Origin of the sequence: Streptomyces sp. NBC_00466 (assembly GCF_041433995.1) — a bacterium.
Classification (GTDB): Bacteria; Actinomycetota; Actinomycetes; order Streptomycetales; family Streptomycetaceae; genus Streptomyces.
In genome coordinates this window covers 5,694,446-5,708,398 of the sequence record NZ_CP107896.1, presented here as the reverse complement: position 1 = coordinate 5,708,398, position 13,953 = coordinate 5,694,446, and the positions used below count along the sequence as shown (strand labels likewise).

Sequence of the window (13,953 nt, the reverse complement as noted above, 5' to 3'; positions counted from 1 at the left end):
CTACACAGAAAGGCTCACGTCACAGTGATTGTCCGATCGTTCAAGGACGTCGAGGGAACCGACCGCCACATCAAGTCCAAGTCGGGGACCTGGGAGAGCAAGCGCATCGTGCTCGCCAAGGAGAAGGTCGGCTTCTCCCTGCACGAGACCATCCTGTACGCGGGAACCGAGACATCGATGTGGTACGCCAACCACATCGAGGCCGTGCTCTGCACCAAGGGCGAGGCCGAGCTCACCAACGACGACACCGGCGAGGTCCACTGGATCGAGCCCGGCACCATGTACCTGCTCAACGGGCACGAGAAGCACACTCTGCGTCCGAAGACCGATTTCCACTGCGTCTGTGTCTTCAACCCTCCGGTCACCGGACGGGAGGACCACGATGAGAACGGCGTTTACCCGCTGCTGACCGAGGAGGCCTGACAGCCATGACCGAAGTACTGTCCAACATCCGGGCGGATCTCTATCCCACCCGCGGAGCGAGTGAAGTGACCACCCCCCGCCAGGACCCGGTGGTCTGGTCGCAGCCCGGCACGGCGGGCCCGATCCCGCAGCCGGAGCTCCAGGGCTACGAGCGGGACGGCTTCCTCACCGTCGGCGAGCTGCTCACGGACGACGAAGTTGCCCTCTACCGTGCGGAACTGGACCGGCTGATCGCCGACCCGGACATCCGCGCCGACGAGCGCTCCATCATCGAGCCGAAGTCTCAGGACGTACGGTCGGTCTTCGAGGTGCACAGGCTCAGCGAGGTCTTCGCACAACTGGTGCGGGACGAGCGGCTGCTGGGCCGGGCCCGGCAGATCCTGGGATCGGACGTCTACGTCCACCAGTCCCGGATCAACGTCAAGCCGGGGTTCGGCGCCAGTGGCTTCTACTGGCACTCGGACTTCGAGACGTGGCACGCCGAGGACGGTCTGGCGAACATGCGGACCGTGTCCGTCTCGGTCGCTCTGACCGAGAACTACGACACCAACGGCGGCTTGATGATCATGCCGGGCTCGCACCAGCACTTCCTGGGGTGCGCGGGCGAGACGCCGAAGGACAACTACAAGCGGTCGCTCCAGATGCAGGACGCGGGTATCCCGTCGGACAAGGCGCTGACGCGGATGGCGGACGCCCACGGCATCAGGCTCTTCACCGGCCGGGCCGGTTCGGCCACCTGGTTCGACTGCAACTGCATGCATGGTTCGGGTGACAACATCACTCCGTACGCCCGCAGCAACGTCTTCATCGTGTTCAACAGTGTGGACAACGCGGCGGTGGAGCCCTTCTCGGCTCCGATCCGGCGGCCCGAGTTCATCGGGGCGCGGGACTTCACTCCGGTGAGGTGATCTGAGGTACGCGGGAGGGGGACGGCACAGGGTGCCGTCCCCCTCCCGCGTATGCCGGTGCTGCCCTGTTCACTCGCCGGCGTACGCCACCACATCGATCTCGACCAGGATGTCCATCAGCTCGGAGCCCACCGTGGTGCGCACCGGGTACGGCTCCGTGAAGAACTCTCCGTACGCCGCGTCGAACTCGGCGAAGTCCCGGTGGAGCCGGGCCAGATGGACGGTCACCTTGACGACGTCGTCCAGGGTCAGCCCGCGCTCGGCGAGTACCGAGCGGATATTGCGCAGCACCTGGGCGGTCTGCTGTCCGACCGTGCCGGGCACTTCCCCGGTCGCCGGGTCCTGCGGGCCGAACCCCGCCGTGTAGAGGAACCCGCCGGCCAGCACGCCCTGGCTGTAGGCCCCGGCGGGGCGGGGCGCGTGCGCGCTGCGCACCGCCCGCTTGCCGCCGCTCCGCCGCCGGCCGGGCCGCTGGTCCGGTGCCGGCTGCTGGTCCGGGTGCTGTTCCCTGTGCTGTTCCGGTGCCGGGCTCATCCGGTCAGGTCTCCTTCGCGCTCGTTGACCCCGGCGAAGTGGCGCAGCTTCTCCTCGTCCACGCTCACCCCCAGGCCGGGTCCGGTGGGCACCCGCAGCCGGCCGCCTTCTAGGTGCAGCGGCTCGATGATGTCGTCGGCGTGCAGGTAGTACATGCTGTCGATCGCCCGTGAGAGGACCGGCGTGCTGGACACGACGGCCAGATGCGCCGCGGTCGCGATGCCCAGCTCGCCGCCGCTGTGCAGGTTCATCCCGAGCCCGAACGTCTCGCAGTGGGCCGCGAGCGCCTTGGTCGCGGCGATGCCGCCCCATTTGTAGACGTCGCCGTGGATCACGTCGACGGCGTTCAGCCGTATCGCCGGGGCGAACTCCTCGAAGCGGACGACGCACATGTTGGTGCAGAGCGGGATCCGGACCTTGGCGTGCACCTGGCTCATGCCCTCGATGCCGACGCAGGGGTCCTCCAGGTACTCCAGGTCCAGCTCCTCCAGGGCGATCCCCGCGCGCACCGAGTCGGGGACCGACCAGGCCGCGTTCGGGTCGACCCGCAGGTTCACCTCGGGCAGGGTCTCGCGGACGGCCCGCAGGATGGCGACGTCACCGGCGACGTCCTTGGTGCCCTTGAGCTTGACCGCGTCGAAGCCGCCTTCGGCCACCACTCGTGCGGTGTGCTCGGCCAGCGCCTGCGGCAGCCCGTCCGCGCCCACTCCGGGTGCGTCGGCGCGGGTCACCAGTGCGGTGATGGGGACCTCGTCGCGTACCGGTCCGCCCAGCAGGTCCGTGACGGACTGCCCGGTGGCCTTGCCCATCGCGTCCCAGCAGGCCACGTCCAGGGCGGCGATGGCCGCGTAGCCCAGGTAGCCGTGGAAGAACGGCACCATGTGCTGTTTGCGGTGGAAGCTCTCCAGGGCGAAGGGACTGGTGCCGATCAGGTCCGCTGCGAGCGCCTTGACGATCGCCGCGACCGGCCGGCCCCACATCGTCTCGCCCCAGCCGTCGACCCCCGTGTCGGTACGGATCCGCACCACCGTGCGGGTCTCCCCCGTCTTGGTCTCGAACGAGCTGGTGAACGGATTGACCAGCGGAAGGTTCACAACCCACACGTCGACATCAGTGATCTTCATAGCTCTTTCTTTCTCTCATCGGGTGTGTCCTGGTTCAGAAGTTCAGGCGCTGAGCGGCTCAGCGGGACGCCGCGTCGAACGCGCGGATCGCGCGGGCCAGCCCGGTGGCCCGGTCGTCGAGCAGCCGGGCACCGCGCTCGCCGTCGGCGCCGGACGCGTCGTCCGTCGCACCGCCCACCCGCTCCCACTCGCCGTGGCGCTCCACGGTCAGCCCCGGGTACGGCGGGTGGTCGAAGAGCGGCGGTGGCTCGACGGGCGCGCGGGCCGGTACCGGCGTACGGACGAGGTCCGGGTGCGCCGCCAGCATCAGCGAGGTCTCGAACCACCCGGCGTGGCCGGGGGTGACCTCGGGCCTGCCCCCGTCGTCCGCGCCCGATGTGACGGTCCAGTACGAGCAGGCGGCGACGGTCACATCGGCGCGCAGCGCGAACCGCTTCACCGCGAGGCGCATGATCTCGTCATTGCCGCCGTGCCCGTTCACCACCATGATCCGGCGGTATCCGCTGGTCACGAGCGAGTCCAGGATGTCGTCGAGCACCGCTCCCAAGGTGGCGGCGGAGAGCGAGACGGCGGCGGCGAACAGATGGTGCGGGCTGTGTCCGAAGGGCAGGGCGGGCAGCCGTACGAGTTCCGGTGCGTCCGGCTCCCGGGCGAGCAGGGCGCCCGCGCGGTCGATCACCGCCTCGGCGAGCAGGGTGTCGGTGCCCATCGGCAGATGTCCGGCGTGCTGCTCCTGGGATCCGATGGGCAGCAGGGCGATGCCGTGCTCACCGGCCGCACGCACCTCGCTCCAGGTCAGTTCGGTCAGCCGGGCCGGTCCGGTCGGTTGCAGTTGGCTCACAGCGCTACCTCCTTGAAACTCTGCCGTGGCAGAGTCGGCGCATGGTTCAGAGACGTTCTCCGTTGCGGTTGGTGCCCGAGCCCGCTCCGGCCCCCCTCGTGCCCGGCGCCCGCCGGACGCTCGGCGCGGTCGAGCTGGTGCCCGGCCGGATCACTGCGGCCGTCCTGACGATGTCGGGCGCCGTGCTGGAGCGGGCGGAGGCCGCGTACGACGCGCGCGCGGCGACGACGCGCGACATCGACGCCGCGCTCTCCGGCGCCGCCCGGGTGTTCACCGGTCATGATCCGGACGGGGTCGGGGTGGCCGCCGCCGGTCTCGTCGACCCGGAAGCGGGTCTGATCACCGAGGTCCACGACGTCCCCGCGCTGCACGGATACCCGGTGGCCGCACGGCTGGGCGCGCTGACCGGGCTGCGGGTGCGGGTCGAGCACCGGGCCAGGCTCCAGGTGCTCGGCGACCGCTGGTTCGGTGCCGGGCGCGGGCGGCGTACCTTCGCATCGGTCTCGACCGGCGAGGTACTGGGCGTGGGCATCCTCTACGGCGGCGAGGTGCTGGCCCCGCCCGGGGGCCGCAGCGGCGCCCATATGACGGTTTCGGCCAGTGGCGACCCGTGCACCTGCGGCCGCCTCGGCTGCTGGAAGACGGTGGCCACCACCCGCTGGCTGCGGGAGCGCTCGCGGGCGGCCGGGCTCGGCGACCGCGTTTCGCTGGCCGGGCTGGTGGAGCGGACGGACGAGCCGGCCTGCCGGGTGGTCGAGGAGTACGCGCGGAACGTGGCCCTGGGCCTGGTGAACGTGCAGCAGCTCTTCGCCCCCGGGCTCTTCGTGCTGCACGGCGAGGCCCGTGAGGGCGGCGAGCGGTTCCGTACGCTCATCGAGGAGCGGCTGCGCGCCGACAGCGCCGACGGGGCGTCGGGCGCCGCCGAACTGCCGAGGGTGCAGGTCAGCGCGGCGGCCGTGGACGATGTGGCGCTGCTCGGCGGGGCCGGTCTCGTCCTGTCGCAGGTGTAGGGCTGCGGACGGCCGGGCGGCGGGCTTCTGCGGGACGGCGGACGGCGGGAACCCGGGCAACCGGGCCGCCTGCGACGGGGCGGGTCCGGTCATCGCGGACCCGCCCCGTCGCTCTCCCGGCGGGAGCCCGCACGGCCCGCTGTCCGGCGTGCGGTGCGCGGGTCGGGGTCGGGGACCGCGTCGAGGAGCCGGCGGGTGTACTCGTGCCGGGGGTGCCGGAAGACGTCGGCCGCGTCGCCGACCTCCACCAGCGCGCCCCGGCGCATCACGGCGACCCGGTCCGCGACCTGGCGCACCACGGCCAGGTTGTGCGAGACGAAGACGTAGGTCAGACCGAGGCGCTGCTGGAGCTCCGCGAGCAGGTCGAGGATCCTGGCCTGTACGGAGACGTCGAGGGCGCTGGTGGGTTCGTCGAGCACCACGAGCCGGGGTTCGATGGCGAGCGCGCGGGCGATCGAGACCCGCTGGCGCTGGCCGCCGGAGAACTCGTGCGGATAGCGGTCCTGGATGCCCGCGTCCAGACCGACCGCCTCCAGGAGTTCACCGACGCGCTCCCTGGTGCGGGCCCTGCCGCGCCGGCCCCGTGCCGCCGGATCGTGGGTGACCAGGGGTTCCGCCACGATGTCGGAGATCCGCATCCGCGGGTTCATGCTGGAGTACGGGTCCTGCAGGACGACCTGCATCTCCCGTCGTACGGACCGCAGTTGGGCCGGGGTGAGGGCGCCGAGATCCTGCCCGGCGAACCGCACACGGCCCGCGGTGGGTTCGATGAGCCGCAGCAGCAGCCTGGTCAGCGTGGTCTTGCCGCACCCCGATTCGCCGACCAGGGCCAGGGTCTCGCCCTCGTACACCGTCAGCGACACGTCATCCACCGCGACGCTCACCGGCCTGCTGCCGAACTCCATGCGCAGACGGTCCAGTTCGAGCAGGGCCGCCCGCCCCTCCGCCGGCGGCGTGCCGGGATCTGCACCAGCGGCGTGGCCGGGCTGCGCCTGGCCGGTTCCGGATGTCATACCGGCTCCAATCGGGGTGTGGCGTCCAGGAGTCGGCGGGTGTAGTCGTCCGCCGGGTGGGCGAAGACGTCCAGGACGTCACCGGTCTCCACGACCTTGCCGCGGTTCATGACGGCGACCCGGTCGGCGGTCTCGGCCACCACGCCCAGGTCGTGGGTGATGAGGACGACGGCCATGCCGTGCCGTTGCCGCAGTTCGACCAGGAGATCGAGGATCTGCCGCTGCACGGTGACGTCGAGGGCGGTGGTCGGTTCGTCGGCGATGAGCACCCGCGGCCGGGCGACCAGCGCGGTCGCGATCATCACGCGCTGGCGCAGCCCGCCGGAGAGCTCGTGCGGGTACTGCCGGTAGCGGCGTTCCGGGTCGGGGATGCCGACCTCGTCCAGCGCCGCGACGGCCGCCTCCCGGGCCTCGGACCTGGACAGCCCCTGGTGGTGCCTGAGCACTTCGGCGACCTGGCTGCCCACCCGTTGGAGCGGGTCGAGGCTGGTCATCGGGTCCTGGAAGACCATGGCGATGTCATGGCCCCTGATCCGGCCGAGCTCCTTCTCGGAGAGCGCGAGCAGGTCGTGGCCGTCGAAGAGGATCTCGCCGCCGCTGTAGACGCAGGGCGGCGCCGGGTTGAGGCGCAGCACCGAGAGGGCGGTGGCCGTCTTCCCGCTGCCGGACTCGCCGACGACGGCGAGCGTCTCTCCGGCGCGGACGTCGAGGGAGACACCCCGGACGGCGTGCACGGTGGAGCTTTCGAGCCGGAAGTCGACGCTGAGGTCGTTGATGCGCAGCAGGGGTTCTGCGGAGGTGGGCGTGGGTTTCATCGGCGGTACGCCTTCGGGTCCGCGACGTCGCGCAGGGCGTCGCCGGTGATGTTGACAGCGAGCGAGGTGATCATCAGGGCGGCTCCGGGGAAGACGGCGAGCCACCAGGAGGTGCCCAGGTAGAGCTGTCCGTCGGAGAGCATCGAGCCCCAGGTGACGGTCTCCTTGGGCACACCGAGCCCGAGGTAGCTCAGGGACGCCTCGGCGACGATGGCGGCGGCGATGTGCAGGGTGCCGATGGTGGCGAGGGGCGCCATCACGTTGGGCAGCAGATGGCGGCGCATGATGGTGGCGTCCGTGACGCCGATGGCCCGTGCCTCGGTGATGAAGTCGCGGGAGCGCAGCGACATGACCTCGGAGCGGACGACGCGGGCGTACGAGACCCAGCCGGTGAAGCCGAGCACGAGGATCACGTACCAGAGGCCGGAGCCGAGGAATCCGACGATGGCCAGCGCCAGCAGGATCGCGGGGAAGGCCAGTTGTACGTCGGCCAGCCGCATCAGCACCCGGTCGGTCCAGCCGCCGAAGTATCCGGAGGCCAGCCCGACGGCGGTGCCGATGACCCCGGCGAGCAGCGCGGCGCCCGCGCCCACCAGCAGTGAGACCCGGGTGCCGTAGATGACGCGGGACAGCATGTCCCGGCCGAGCTGGTCGGTGCCGAGGAGGTGGGCGCTGCTGCCGCCGTGCTGCCAGGCGGGCGGCCGGAGCCTCAGCAGCAGGTTCTGGGCGTTGGGGTCGAAGGGGGCGATGAGCGGGGCGAACACGGCGGCGATCAGCATGACCGCCAGTACGGCCAGGGCGATGACCGCGAGCCGGTTGCGCAGCAGGGCCCGCAGCGCGGCGGATCCGGGGCCGCGGGCCGGCGCCAGAGCCGGGGCGGGAGGGTCCGGAGGTGTGTCAGGTGTGGTGTTGGCCGTGTCCGTCGTGTTCAGGGGACTCACCGGGGGCAGCGTGCTCACTTGGTTGACCTCACCCTCGGGTCGAGGAAGCTGTAGGAGAGGTCCACCAGCAGGTTCACCACGACGAAGGTGGCGGCGAAGAAGAGCACCGTTGCCTGGACCAGCGGGAAGTCGCGTTTGGAGATGGCCTCGATCGTCAGCTGTCCGACGCCGGGCCAGGAGAAGACCTGTTCGGTGAGGATCGCGCCGCCGAGCAGGCTGCCCACTTCGAGGCCGACCACCGTGATCACGGGCAGCGACGCGTTGCGCAGCCCGTGCCTGAGCACCACCTTGACCGGGCCGAACCCCTTGGCCCTCGCGGTACGGATGTGGTCGGAGGAGAGCACATCGATCAGCGAGGACCGCAGCAGCCGGGCGACGACCGCGATGGAGTAGACGGCGAGTGTGACCGCGGGGAGTACGAGGTTGGCGAAGGTGCCGTATCCGGACGCCGGTAGGACGTGCAGTCCCACCGCGAAGACGAGGATCAGCAGGATGCCGACCCAGAAGGGCGGGGTGGACTGCCCGAGCAGCACTCCGGTCATCACTCCGCGGTCGGAGGCCCGGCCGCGGCGCATGGCGGCGAAGATCCCGGCGGGCACCGCGATGATCAGGGTCACCACCAGTGCGGCGCCCGCGAGTTCGAGGGTGGCCGGCAGCCGGTCGGCCAGGACGGTCCTGACCGGTTCGTTGTAGAAGAGGGAGTTCCCGAAGTCGAGGCGGGGCAGCCCCCCGAGGAAGTCCAGGTACTGGGTGAGCAGCGGCCTGTCCAGTCCGAGGCTCGCCCGCAGCACGGTCTCCTGGTGTGCGGTGGCGTCCGGCGGGAGCAGCTGTTTGACGGGGTCCCCGGAGAGCCGGACCAGGAAGAACGAGACGGTCGCCGTGCACAGCAGGACGAGCAGCGCGGTGCCGAGCCGCACCAGGACGCCGCGCAGCAGCCGGGTCCGGTCGCGGGTGGTGCGGCGGGCCGGGCCGGGCGTTCGTACGTCCGGTTCCCGGAGGGACAGGTCGCTCATACCGTGACCTCCGCGTTCTGCATGGCCAGCGAGCCCACGACGCCCGGTTTCCACCGGGGCCGTGCGTTGCGGGCGAGGATGTTGTCGAGCTGGTAGAGGAAGACGAAGGGTGCCTGCTCACGCATCAGCCGCTGGAGGTCGGAGAAGGCGCGGGCGCGTTCGGCGGGGTCGACCGAGAGCTCCTCGGCGTCGATGAGCCGGTCGGCCTCCTTGGAGTGCCACCGGCTCTGCCTGCGGTCGCTGCGCACGACGGACTGGAGCATGCTCTCGCCGTCCAGGGTCCAGACGGTGCTCGCCGCCAGGTACATCGGGCCGAGCGCGCTGTGGTCGTCGGAGGTGAGCCGGGCCGCGTACGTACCGGGGTCGAGGAGGGACACGCGGGCGTGCACCCCGGCCCGGGCGAGGAGTCCGGACAGCGCCTCGGCGACATTGGAGTCGACGTTGGACGCGGTGAGCGTGGTGGAGAAGCCGTGCGGGTATCCGGCTTCGGCGAGCAGAGCGCGGGCCTTCGCCGCCGAGCGGGCGAAGGGCTTCACGGACGGATCGAAGCCGAAGGCGCCGCGCGGGATCATCGCGGGGACCTCACGGGCCTTGCCGCCGAGCACCGCCTTGATCAGCAGTGGGACGTCGATCGCGTGGTTGAGCGCCTGCCGCACCCGGTGGTCGCCCAGCGGGCCGCCGTCCAGGGTGTTCAGCGAGAGGTACGACGTGCGGATGCCGGGGTAGCTGTCCAGCGTGACCCCGGTGTATCCGTCCAGCTGCTGGGCGGCGTCGGGGGTCAGCCCGGCGACGAGGTCGACGCCGCCGCTCTGCAGGGCCGCGAGCGAGGAGGAGGGGTTGGGCGCCGGGCTGAAGACCAGCTCGTCCACGCTCGGCCTGCCCTGCCAGTGCCTGGGGTTGGCCCGCATCCGCAGCTGGTGGTCGCGCTGCCAGCTGACGAAGGTGAACGGACCGGTGCCGACAGGGTGGCCGGCGAACCCCTCGTCCCCGACCTTGGCGATATAGCCCGGCGGGACGACCACACCGCCGAACAGGGAGAGCTTGTCGGGCAGGATCGGGTCGTGCAGCGTGGTGTGCACATCCACGGTGAGCCGGTCGACGACACTCACGCTCTTCACGTAACGCAGCTCGACGATAGGCGACTTGGTCGCCGGGTCGAGCAGCCGCTCGATGCTGAACTTCACGGCGGCGGCGTCGCAGGGCTCACCGTTGTGGAACGCCACACCGGGGCGCAGCCGGAACCGCCAGGTCCGCGCGGAGCGGGCCGTCCAGGAGAGCGCCAGTCGCGGGTGCAGCTTGTTGTCGCTGCCCCGGGTGGTGAGCGTGTCGAACATGTTGATCAGGGCGTTCATCGACACCATGTCGCCCTGTTTCTGCGGGTCCATGGTCGTGGCGTCGCCGGGCTGCGAAACCCGCAGGACATTGCCGGCGCCGCTGGCGGGGTTGGCACCACACCCCGTCAGAAGAGCCGGGGCGGCGACGGCCGGGATGAGCAGACCGCCGAGCCGCACCACGTCGCGGCGGGACGGGTGTTTGCGGTCCACGGCCCACCTCTGACGTATTCGTTCCATTGAACAACACTTCCGTTCCGGAAGATGGAATGCGATGCGGTTAAGCTAGGCGTCATGCCGAATACCGTCAACACCCGATCGAGCGAGCAGGAGCCCGGGAAGGGCCCCGTCGACAAAGCGATGGAGGTACTGGAGGCACTGGTAGAGGCGGGCGGCCCGCACCGGCTGGGCGAGCTCGCGCGGCGCACCGGTCTCACCAAACCGACGGTCCACCGCCATCTGCGGACGATGGCCGAGTACGGCTTCGCCGAGCCGGCGGAGGGCGGCAGTTACCGCGCGGGGCCCCGGCTGCTCGGCCTGGCCGCGGCCGCGCTGGACACCGGGGACGACCTCCGGCTGGTCCGCCCGGCGCTGGCCGATCTGCGCACCCGCACCGGCCAGCTCGCGTACTACGCGGTACGGCACCGGGCCACCGCCGTGCACCTGGAGCAGTCGGAACCGGTGCGCGGCTACCGGATGGGCACCCGGCCCGGCGGCGAGACCCCGCTGTACTGCACCGCGGCGGGTCTGGCGATGCTCTCCGCGCTGCCGGAGCCGGAGGTGGCGGCGGTACTCGAAGAGACCCCGCCCACCGCGCGCACCTCCCGTACGCTCACCGAACCCGGCGCGATCCGGGCCGAGTTGCGCCGTACGGCGGAGCGCGGTTACGCGGTCGACGACGAGTACCACGAGCAGGACGTCCGCGCCGTGGCCGCGCCGGTGACGGACGGGGACGGGCGGGTGGTGGGCGCGATCGGCATCTCGGGGCTGACGTTCACCCTGGATCCGGAGAGCGCCGGACTGTTCGGCCCGATGGTGCGCGCGGCGGCCCGCACGGTCTCGGCCGGCCTCGGCAGCAGCGGCCCCGCGCTGGGTGTCGTCGGAGGCAGGACGCCACGGGACGGTGGCCGGACATGAGCGCGGCGGACATGGACTCGACGGGCACGGGCCCAGCGGGGGATACAGAAGAAGCCGGCCGGCCGGCCGGGCTGCTCGCCGCCGGGCGGGAGCGCCGGGTGTACTCGGCGGCCGCCTGGTCGGTCGGCACCGCCGACGGCCCGCTGGACCGGGGCTGGACCGGCACCAGGAGCTGGACGGGTCCCGGGCTCGACGGCAGCGAGCTGTGGGATCTCGCATCGGTGACGAAACCCGTCGCGGGCCTCGCAGTGATGGCCCTGATCGATGCGGGCACCCTCGCGCTCACCGACACCGTCGGCACGCATCTGCCGGAATACCGGGGCGGCGACAAGGCACATCTGACGCTCCATCAACTGCTGGCGCACACCTCGGGGTTGCCCGGGCAGGTGCCGCTCTATCGGGAGAACCCGACGCGTACGGCGCTACTGGACGCGGTACGGAAGCTGCCGCCGACCGCTCCCCCGGGCACCCGCGTCCAGTACTCGTCGCAGGGGTTCATCCTGCTCGGGCTGATCGCGGAGGCCGCCACCGGGCGCCCGCTGGACCGGCTGGTGACGGAACTGGTCTGCGCGCCCCTGGGGATGGCGGACACCGGTTTCACCCCGGACGCGGCGGGCCGGGCGCGCGCGGTGGCCACCGAGGACTGCCCGTGGCGCGGCCGGATGGTGACCGGCGAGGTGCACGACGAGAACGCCGCGGTGCTCGGCGGGGTGGCCGCCCACGCCGGGCTGTTCGCCACCCTGGGCGACATGGAACGGCTGGGCAGGTCACTGGCGGGCGGCGGCCGGGAACTGCTGCGCCCCGCGACGTTCGCGCTGATGACAGCGGGCCACACGGACGGTCTCGCACAGCGCAGAGGGCTCGCCTGGCAGGGCCAGGACCCGGTCGGCTCCCCCGTCGGCGACTCCTTCGGGCCCGCCTCGTACGGGCACACGGGCTTCACGGGCACGAGCCTGTGGGTCGATCCGGCGGCCGGACGGTACGCGGTACTGCTCACCAACCGGGTGCATCCCAGCCGGGACGGGGACGGCATCACAGCGGTGCGCCGCGCCTTCCACGACGCGGCGCACACACTCGACGGGGCGTGACCGGGGGCGGGTGACCGGAGGGCAGCCGAGCCGGGACGGGCCACCAGGCCTCCAGGCCTGGCCGCCGTACGGTCAGGACCGGTCGGTCACCGTACGGTCAGGGCGGTCACCGTGCGGTCAGGCCGGTCACCGTGCGGTCAGAGCGGTCATCGTACGGTCGGACCTGCCCGCAGGACGGTCAGTCCCGGTCGCCTGTCGCCGGGACCTCGCAGCCGTCCGGGCCGCAGACCTCGCCGTCCCCGCCGACCGCCGCCAGCCGGGGCTTGGCGTCCCAGGCCTGGCCGAGCGCCTGTGTGAAGACCTCGGCGGGCTGGGCGCCGGACACGCCGAACGCCCGGTCGAGGACGAAGAACGGCACGCCGTTCGCGCCGAGTTCAGCCGCCTCGCGCTCGTCGGCCCGTACCTCGTCGGCGTAGGCGGCGGGGTCGGCGAGCACCGCGCGGACCGCGTCGGCGTCGAGCCCGGCCTCCACGGCCAGCTCCACCAGATACGCGTCCCCGTCGAAGACGGACCGCTCGTCGGCGAAGTTCGCCCGGTAGAGCAGCCCGATCAGCTCGTCCTGGCGGCCCTGCTCCTTGGCGAAGTGCAGCAGCCGGTGCATGTCGAAGGTGTTCCCGTGGTCACGGCCCTGCGTGCGGTAGCCGAGCCCCTCGGCACCGGCGTTGGCGGCGATGTTGTTCTCGGCCTCCTGCGCCTGCTCGATGCTCATCCCGTACTTCTTGCTGAGCATCTCCAGGACGGGCGCGGCGTCGCCCTTCGCCCGTCCCGGGTCGAGCTCGAAGGAACGGTGCACCACCTCGACCTGGTCACGGTGCGGGAAACCGGCGAGGGCCTTCTCGAACCGGGCCTTGCCCACATAGCACCAGGGGCAGGCGATGTCGCTCCAGATCTCGACGCGCATGTTCTTCATCTCTCCAGGGTCGTACGGCACAGGAAGCCCCGTGCCCCCTGGTGAACATGCACACGGACCAGCCCATTCCCGGCGCCCGGCTCCGGCCCTGGCGAGACGGGCCGCGACTGATCCCCCCGGCACGTCCTCACGGTCGTTCACCGAGAGCTTCCGGGGCGCCCGGCGGGGCCAGGAGGAGGGGGAGGTAGACGTCGTCGACGATCTCGGCGATGACGTCCTCCGGGACCGGGGCCCCGTAGAGCAGATAGTGGTTGCGGAGCAGGTCGACCGCCACGGTCGCGCGCCGCGAGGTGGGCACCCACGGCTCGATCTCGCCACGTGCGACGGCGCGCAGCAGCAGCGCCCGGATCGGTCCCGGGCCCGCGGGGCCGACCCGCTCACGGACCAGCCGGGCGAACTCGGGATCGTGCATGGCCTCCGTGAGCAGGCCCCGGAGGATGTCCCCGTGCGAGGAGGCCAGCTTGGCGGAGAGTTGCCGCAGTACGGCGACCACGTCGCTGCGCAGGGCGCCGGTATCGGGCAGATCGGCTTCGGTCAGGCGGCGGGCCGCGCAGGCGTCGATGACGAGTTCGGCGCGGCCGGGCCAACGGCGGTACAGGGCGGCCTTGCCGGTGCGTGCCCTTACGGCCACGCGCTCCATCGTCAGTCCGGCGTAACCGACCTCGGCGAGTTCGTCGAGGACCGCCGTCAGGATGGCGTTCTCCAGCTCCTCGCCCCGGCGGCGAGGGTTTCTGCGATGGTCACCGGCCGACCGGTCCGGCGCGTCCCCGTTGGTTGGAGGCATGACTCCCAGCCATTTATCAAACACCCGTTGTGAACCCCGAGGGCGTCAGCCTAGCCTCCTATTAGAGAACTGACCGTTCTT

15 protein-coding genes are annotated in these 13,953 nt (G+C 71.5%); 5 read left to right on the top strand and 10 right to left on the bottom strand.

The features are described from left to right. Positions 1 to 24: 24 nt before the first annotated feature. Together OG210_RS25640 and thpD are read left to right on the top strand one after the other, a co-directional pair. Positions 25 to 423, top strand: coding sequence for an ectoine synthase (locus OG210_RS25640; protein WP_266858261.1), 399 nt, complete (start codon positions 25 to 27; stop codon positions 421 to 423). Positions 424 to 428: 5 nt separating this feature from the next. After that, positions 429 to 1,331: an ectoine hydroxylase gene (gene thpD, locus OG210_RS25635; RefSeq protein WP_328325356.1), complete on the top strand. Its 903-nt coding sequence runs from the start codon at positions 429 to 431 to the stop codon at positions 1,329 to 1,331. 69 nt (positions 1,332 to 1,400) lie between these two features. Here the strand turns inward: thpD and OG210_RS25630 are convergent, their stop codons facing one another. From OG210_RS25630 to OG210_RS25620, 3 genes are read right to left on the bottom strand one after another with little or no spacing between them, the layout of a single operon-like run. Further along, positions 1,401 to 1,865 (bottom strand): Rid family hydrolase, encoded by a 465-nt coding sequence (locus OG210_RS25630; protein WP_328325358.1) that lies wholly within the window; start codon positions 1,863 to 1,865, stop codon positions 1,401 to 1,403. Beyond that, the gene (locus OG210_RS25625; protein ID WP_328325360.1) at positions 1,862 to 2,989 is read right to left on the bottom strand and encodes an enolase C-terminal domain-like protein; all 1,128 of its coding nucleotides are present in this window, start codon (positions 2,987 to 2,989) and stop codon (positions 1,862 to 1,864) included. The genes OG210_RS25630 and OG210_RS25625 overlap by 4 nt, the downstream gene beginning before the upstream one ends. Positions 2,990 to 3,047: 58 nt before the next feature. After that, entirely contained in the window at positions 3,048 to 3,830 is a 783-nt protein-coding gene (locus OG210_RS25620) for a creatininase family protein (protein ID WP_328325362.1), read from the bottom strand. A gap of 62 nt (positions 3,831 to 3,892) precedes the next feature. Between OG210_RS25620 and OG210_RS25615 the strand changes: the two genes are divergently transcribed. Next, positions 3,893 to 4,840, top strand: a complete 948-nt coding sequence (locus OG210_RS25615; RefSeq protein ID WP_328335365.1) for an ROK family protein — start codon at positions 3,893 to 3,895, stop codon at positions 4,838 to 4,840. An 89-nt stretch (positions 4,841 to 4,929) separates the two neighbouring features. Here OG210_RS25615 and OG210_RS25610 read toward each other — a convergent pair whose 3' ends face one another. The 5 genes from OG210_RS25610 to OG210_RS25590 all read right to left on the bottom strand — a co-directional run bounded on the left by OG210_RS25610 (position 4,930) and on the right by OG210_RS25590 (position 10,193). After that, positions 4,930 to 5,745, bottom strand: coding sequence for an ATP-binding cassette domain-containing protein (locus OG210_RS25610; RefSeq protein ID WP_328335366.1), 816 nt, complete (start codon positions 5,743 to 5,745; stop codon positions 4,930 to 4,932). A gap of 104 nt (positions 5,746 to 5,849) precedes the next feature. Continuing rightward, entirely contained in the window at positions 5,850 to 6,668 is an 819-nt protein-coding gene (locus OG210_RS25605) for an ABC transporter ATP-binding protein (RefSeq protein WP_328325364.1), read from the bottom strand. Continuing rightward, the gene (locus OG210_RS25600) at positions 6,665 to 7,537 is read right to left on the bottom strand and encodes an ABC transporter permease (protein ID WP_328335367.1); all 873 of its coding nucleotides are present in this window, start codon (positions 7,535 to 7,537) and stop codon (positions 6,665 to 6,667) included. Before OG210_RS25600 ends, OG210_RS25605 begins: the two co-directional genes overlap by 4 nt. 86 nt (positions 7,538 to 7,623) lie before the next feature. After that, positions 7,624 to 8,622, bottom strand: a complete 999-nt coding sequence (locus OG210_RS25595; protein ID WP_328325366.1) for an ABC transporter permease — start codon at positions 8,620 to 8,622, stop codon at positions 7,624 to 7,626. Then, on the bottom strand, positions 8,619 to 10,193 hold the full coding sequence (locus tag OG210_RS25590; protein WP_328325369.1) for an ABC transporter substrate-binding protein: 1,575 nt from the start codon (positions 10,191 to 10,193) through the stop codon (positions 8,619 to 8,621). Before OG210_RS25590 ends, OG210_RS25595 begins: the two co-directional genes overlap by 4 nt. A 54-nt stretch (positions 10,194 to 10,247) precedes the next feature. Between OG210_RS25590 and OG210_RS25585 the strand changes: the two genes are divergently transcribed. After that, positions 10,248 to 11,090 (top strand): IclR family transcriptional regulator, encoded by an 843-nt coding sequence (locus OG210_RS25585; RefSeq protein WP_328325371.1) that lies wholly within the window; start codon positions 10,248 to 10,250, stop codon positions 11,088 to 11,090. Between the two features lie 11 nt (positions 11,091 to 11,101). After that, on the top strand, positions 11,102 to 12,178 hold the full coding sequence (locus OG210_RS25580; protein WP_328335368.1) for a serine hydrolase domain-containing protein: 1,077 nt from the start codon (positions 11,102 to 11,104) through the stop codon (positions 12,176 to 12,178). A gap of 178 nt (positions 12,179 to 12,356) precedes the next feature. Here the strand turns inward: OG210_RS25580 and OG210_RS25575 are convergent, their stop codons facing one another. Together OG210_RS25575 and OG210_RS25570 are read right to left on the bottom strand one after the other, a co-directional pair. Further along, positions 12,357 to 13,079 carry a DsbA family oxidoreductase gene (locus OG210_RS25575; protein WP_328335369.1) on the bottom strand — a complete coding sequence of 241 codons (723 nt, stop codon included), beginning with the start codon at positions 13,077 to 13,079 and terminating at the stop codon, positions 12,357 to 12,359. A 136-nt stretch (positions 13,080 to 13,215) separates the two neighbouring features. After that, the gene (locus tag OG210_RS25570) at positions 13,216 to 13,872 is read right to left on the bottom strand and encodes a TetR/AcrR family transcriptional regulator (protein ID WP_328325373.1); all 657 of its coding nucleotides are present in this window, start codon (positions 13,870 to 13,872) and stop codon (positions 13,216 to 13,218) included. Positions 13,873 to 13,953: the final 81 nt, after the last annotated feature.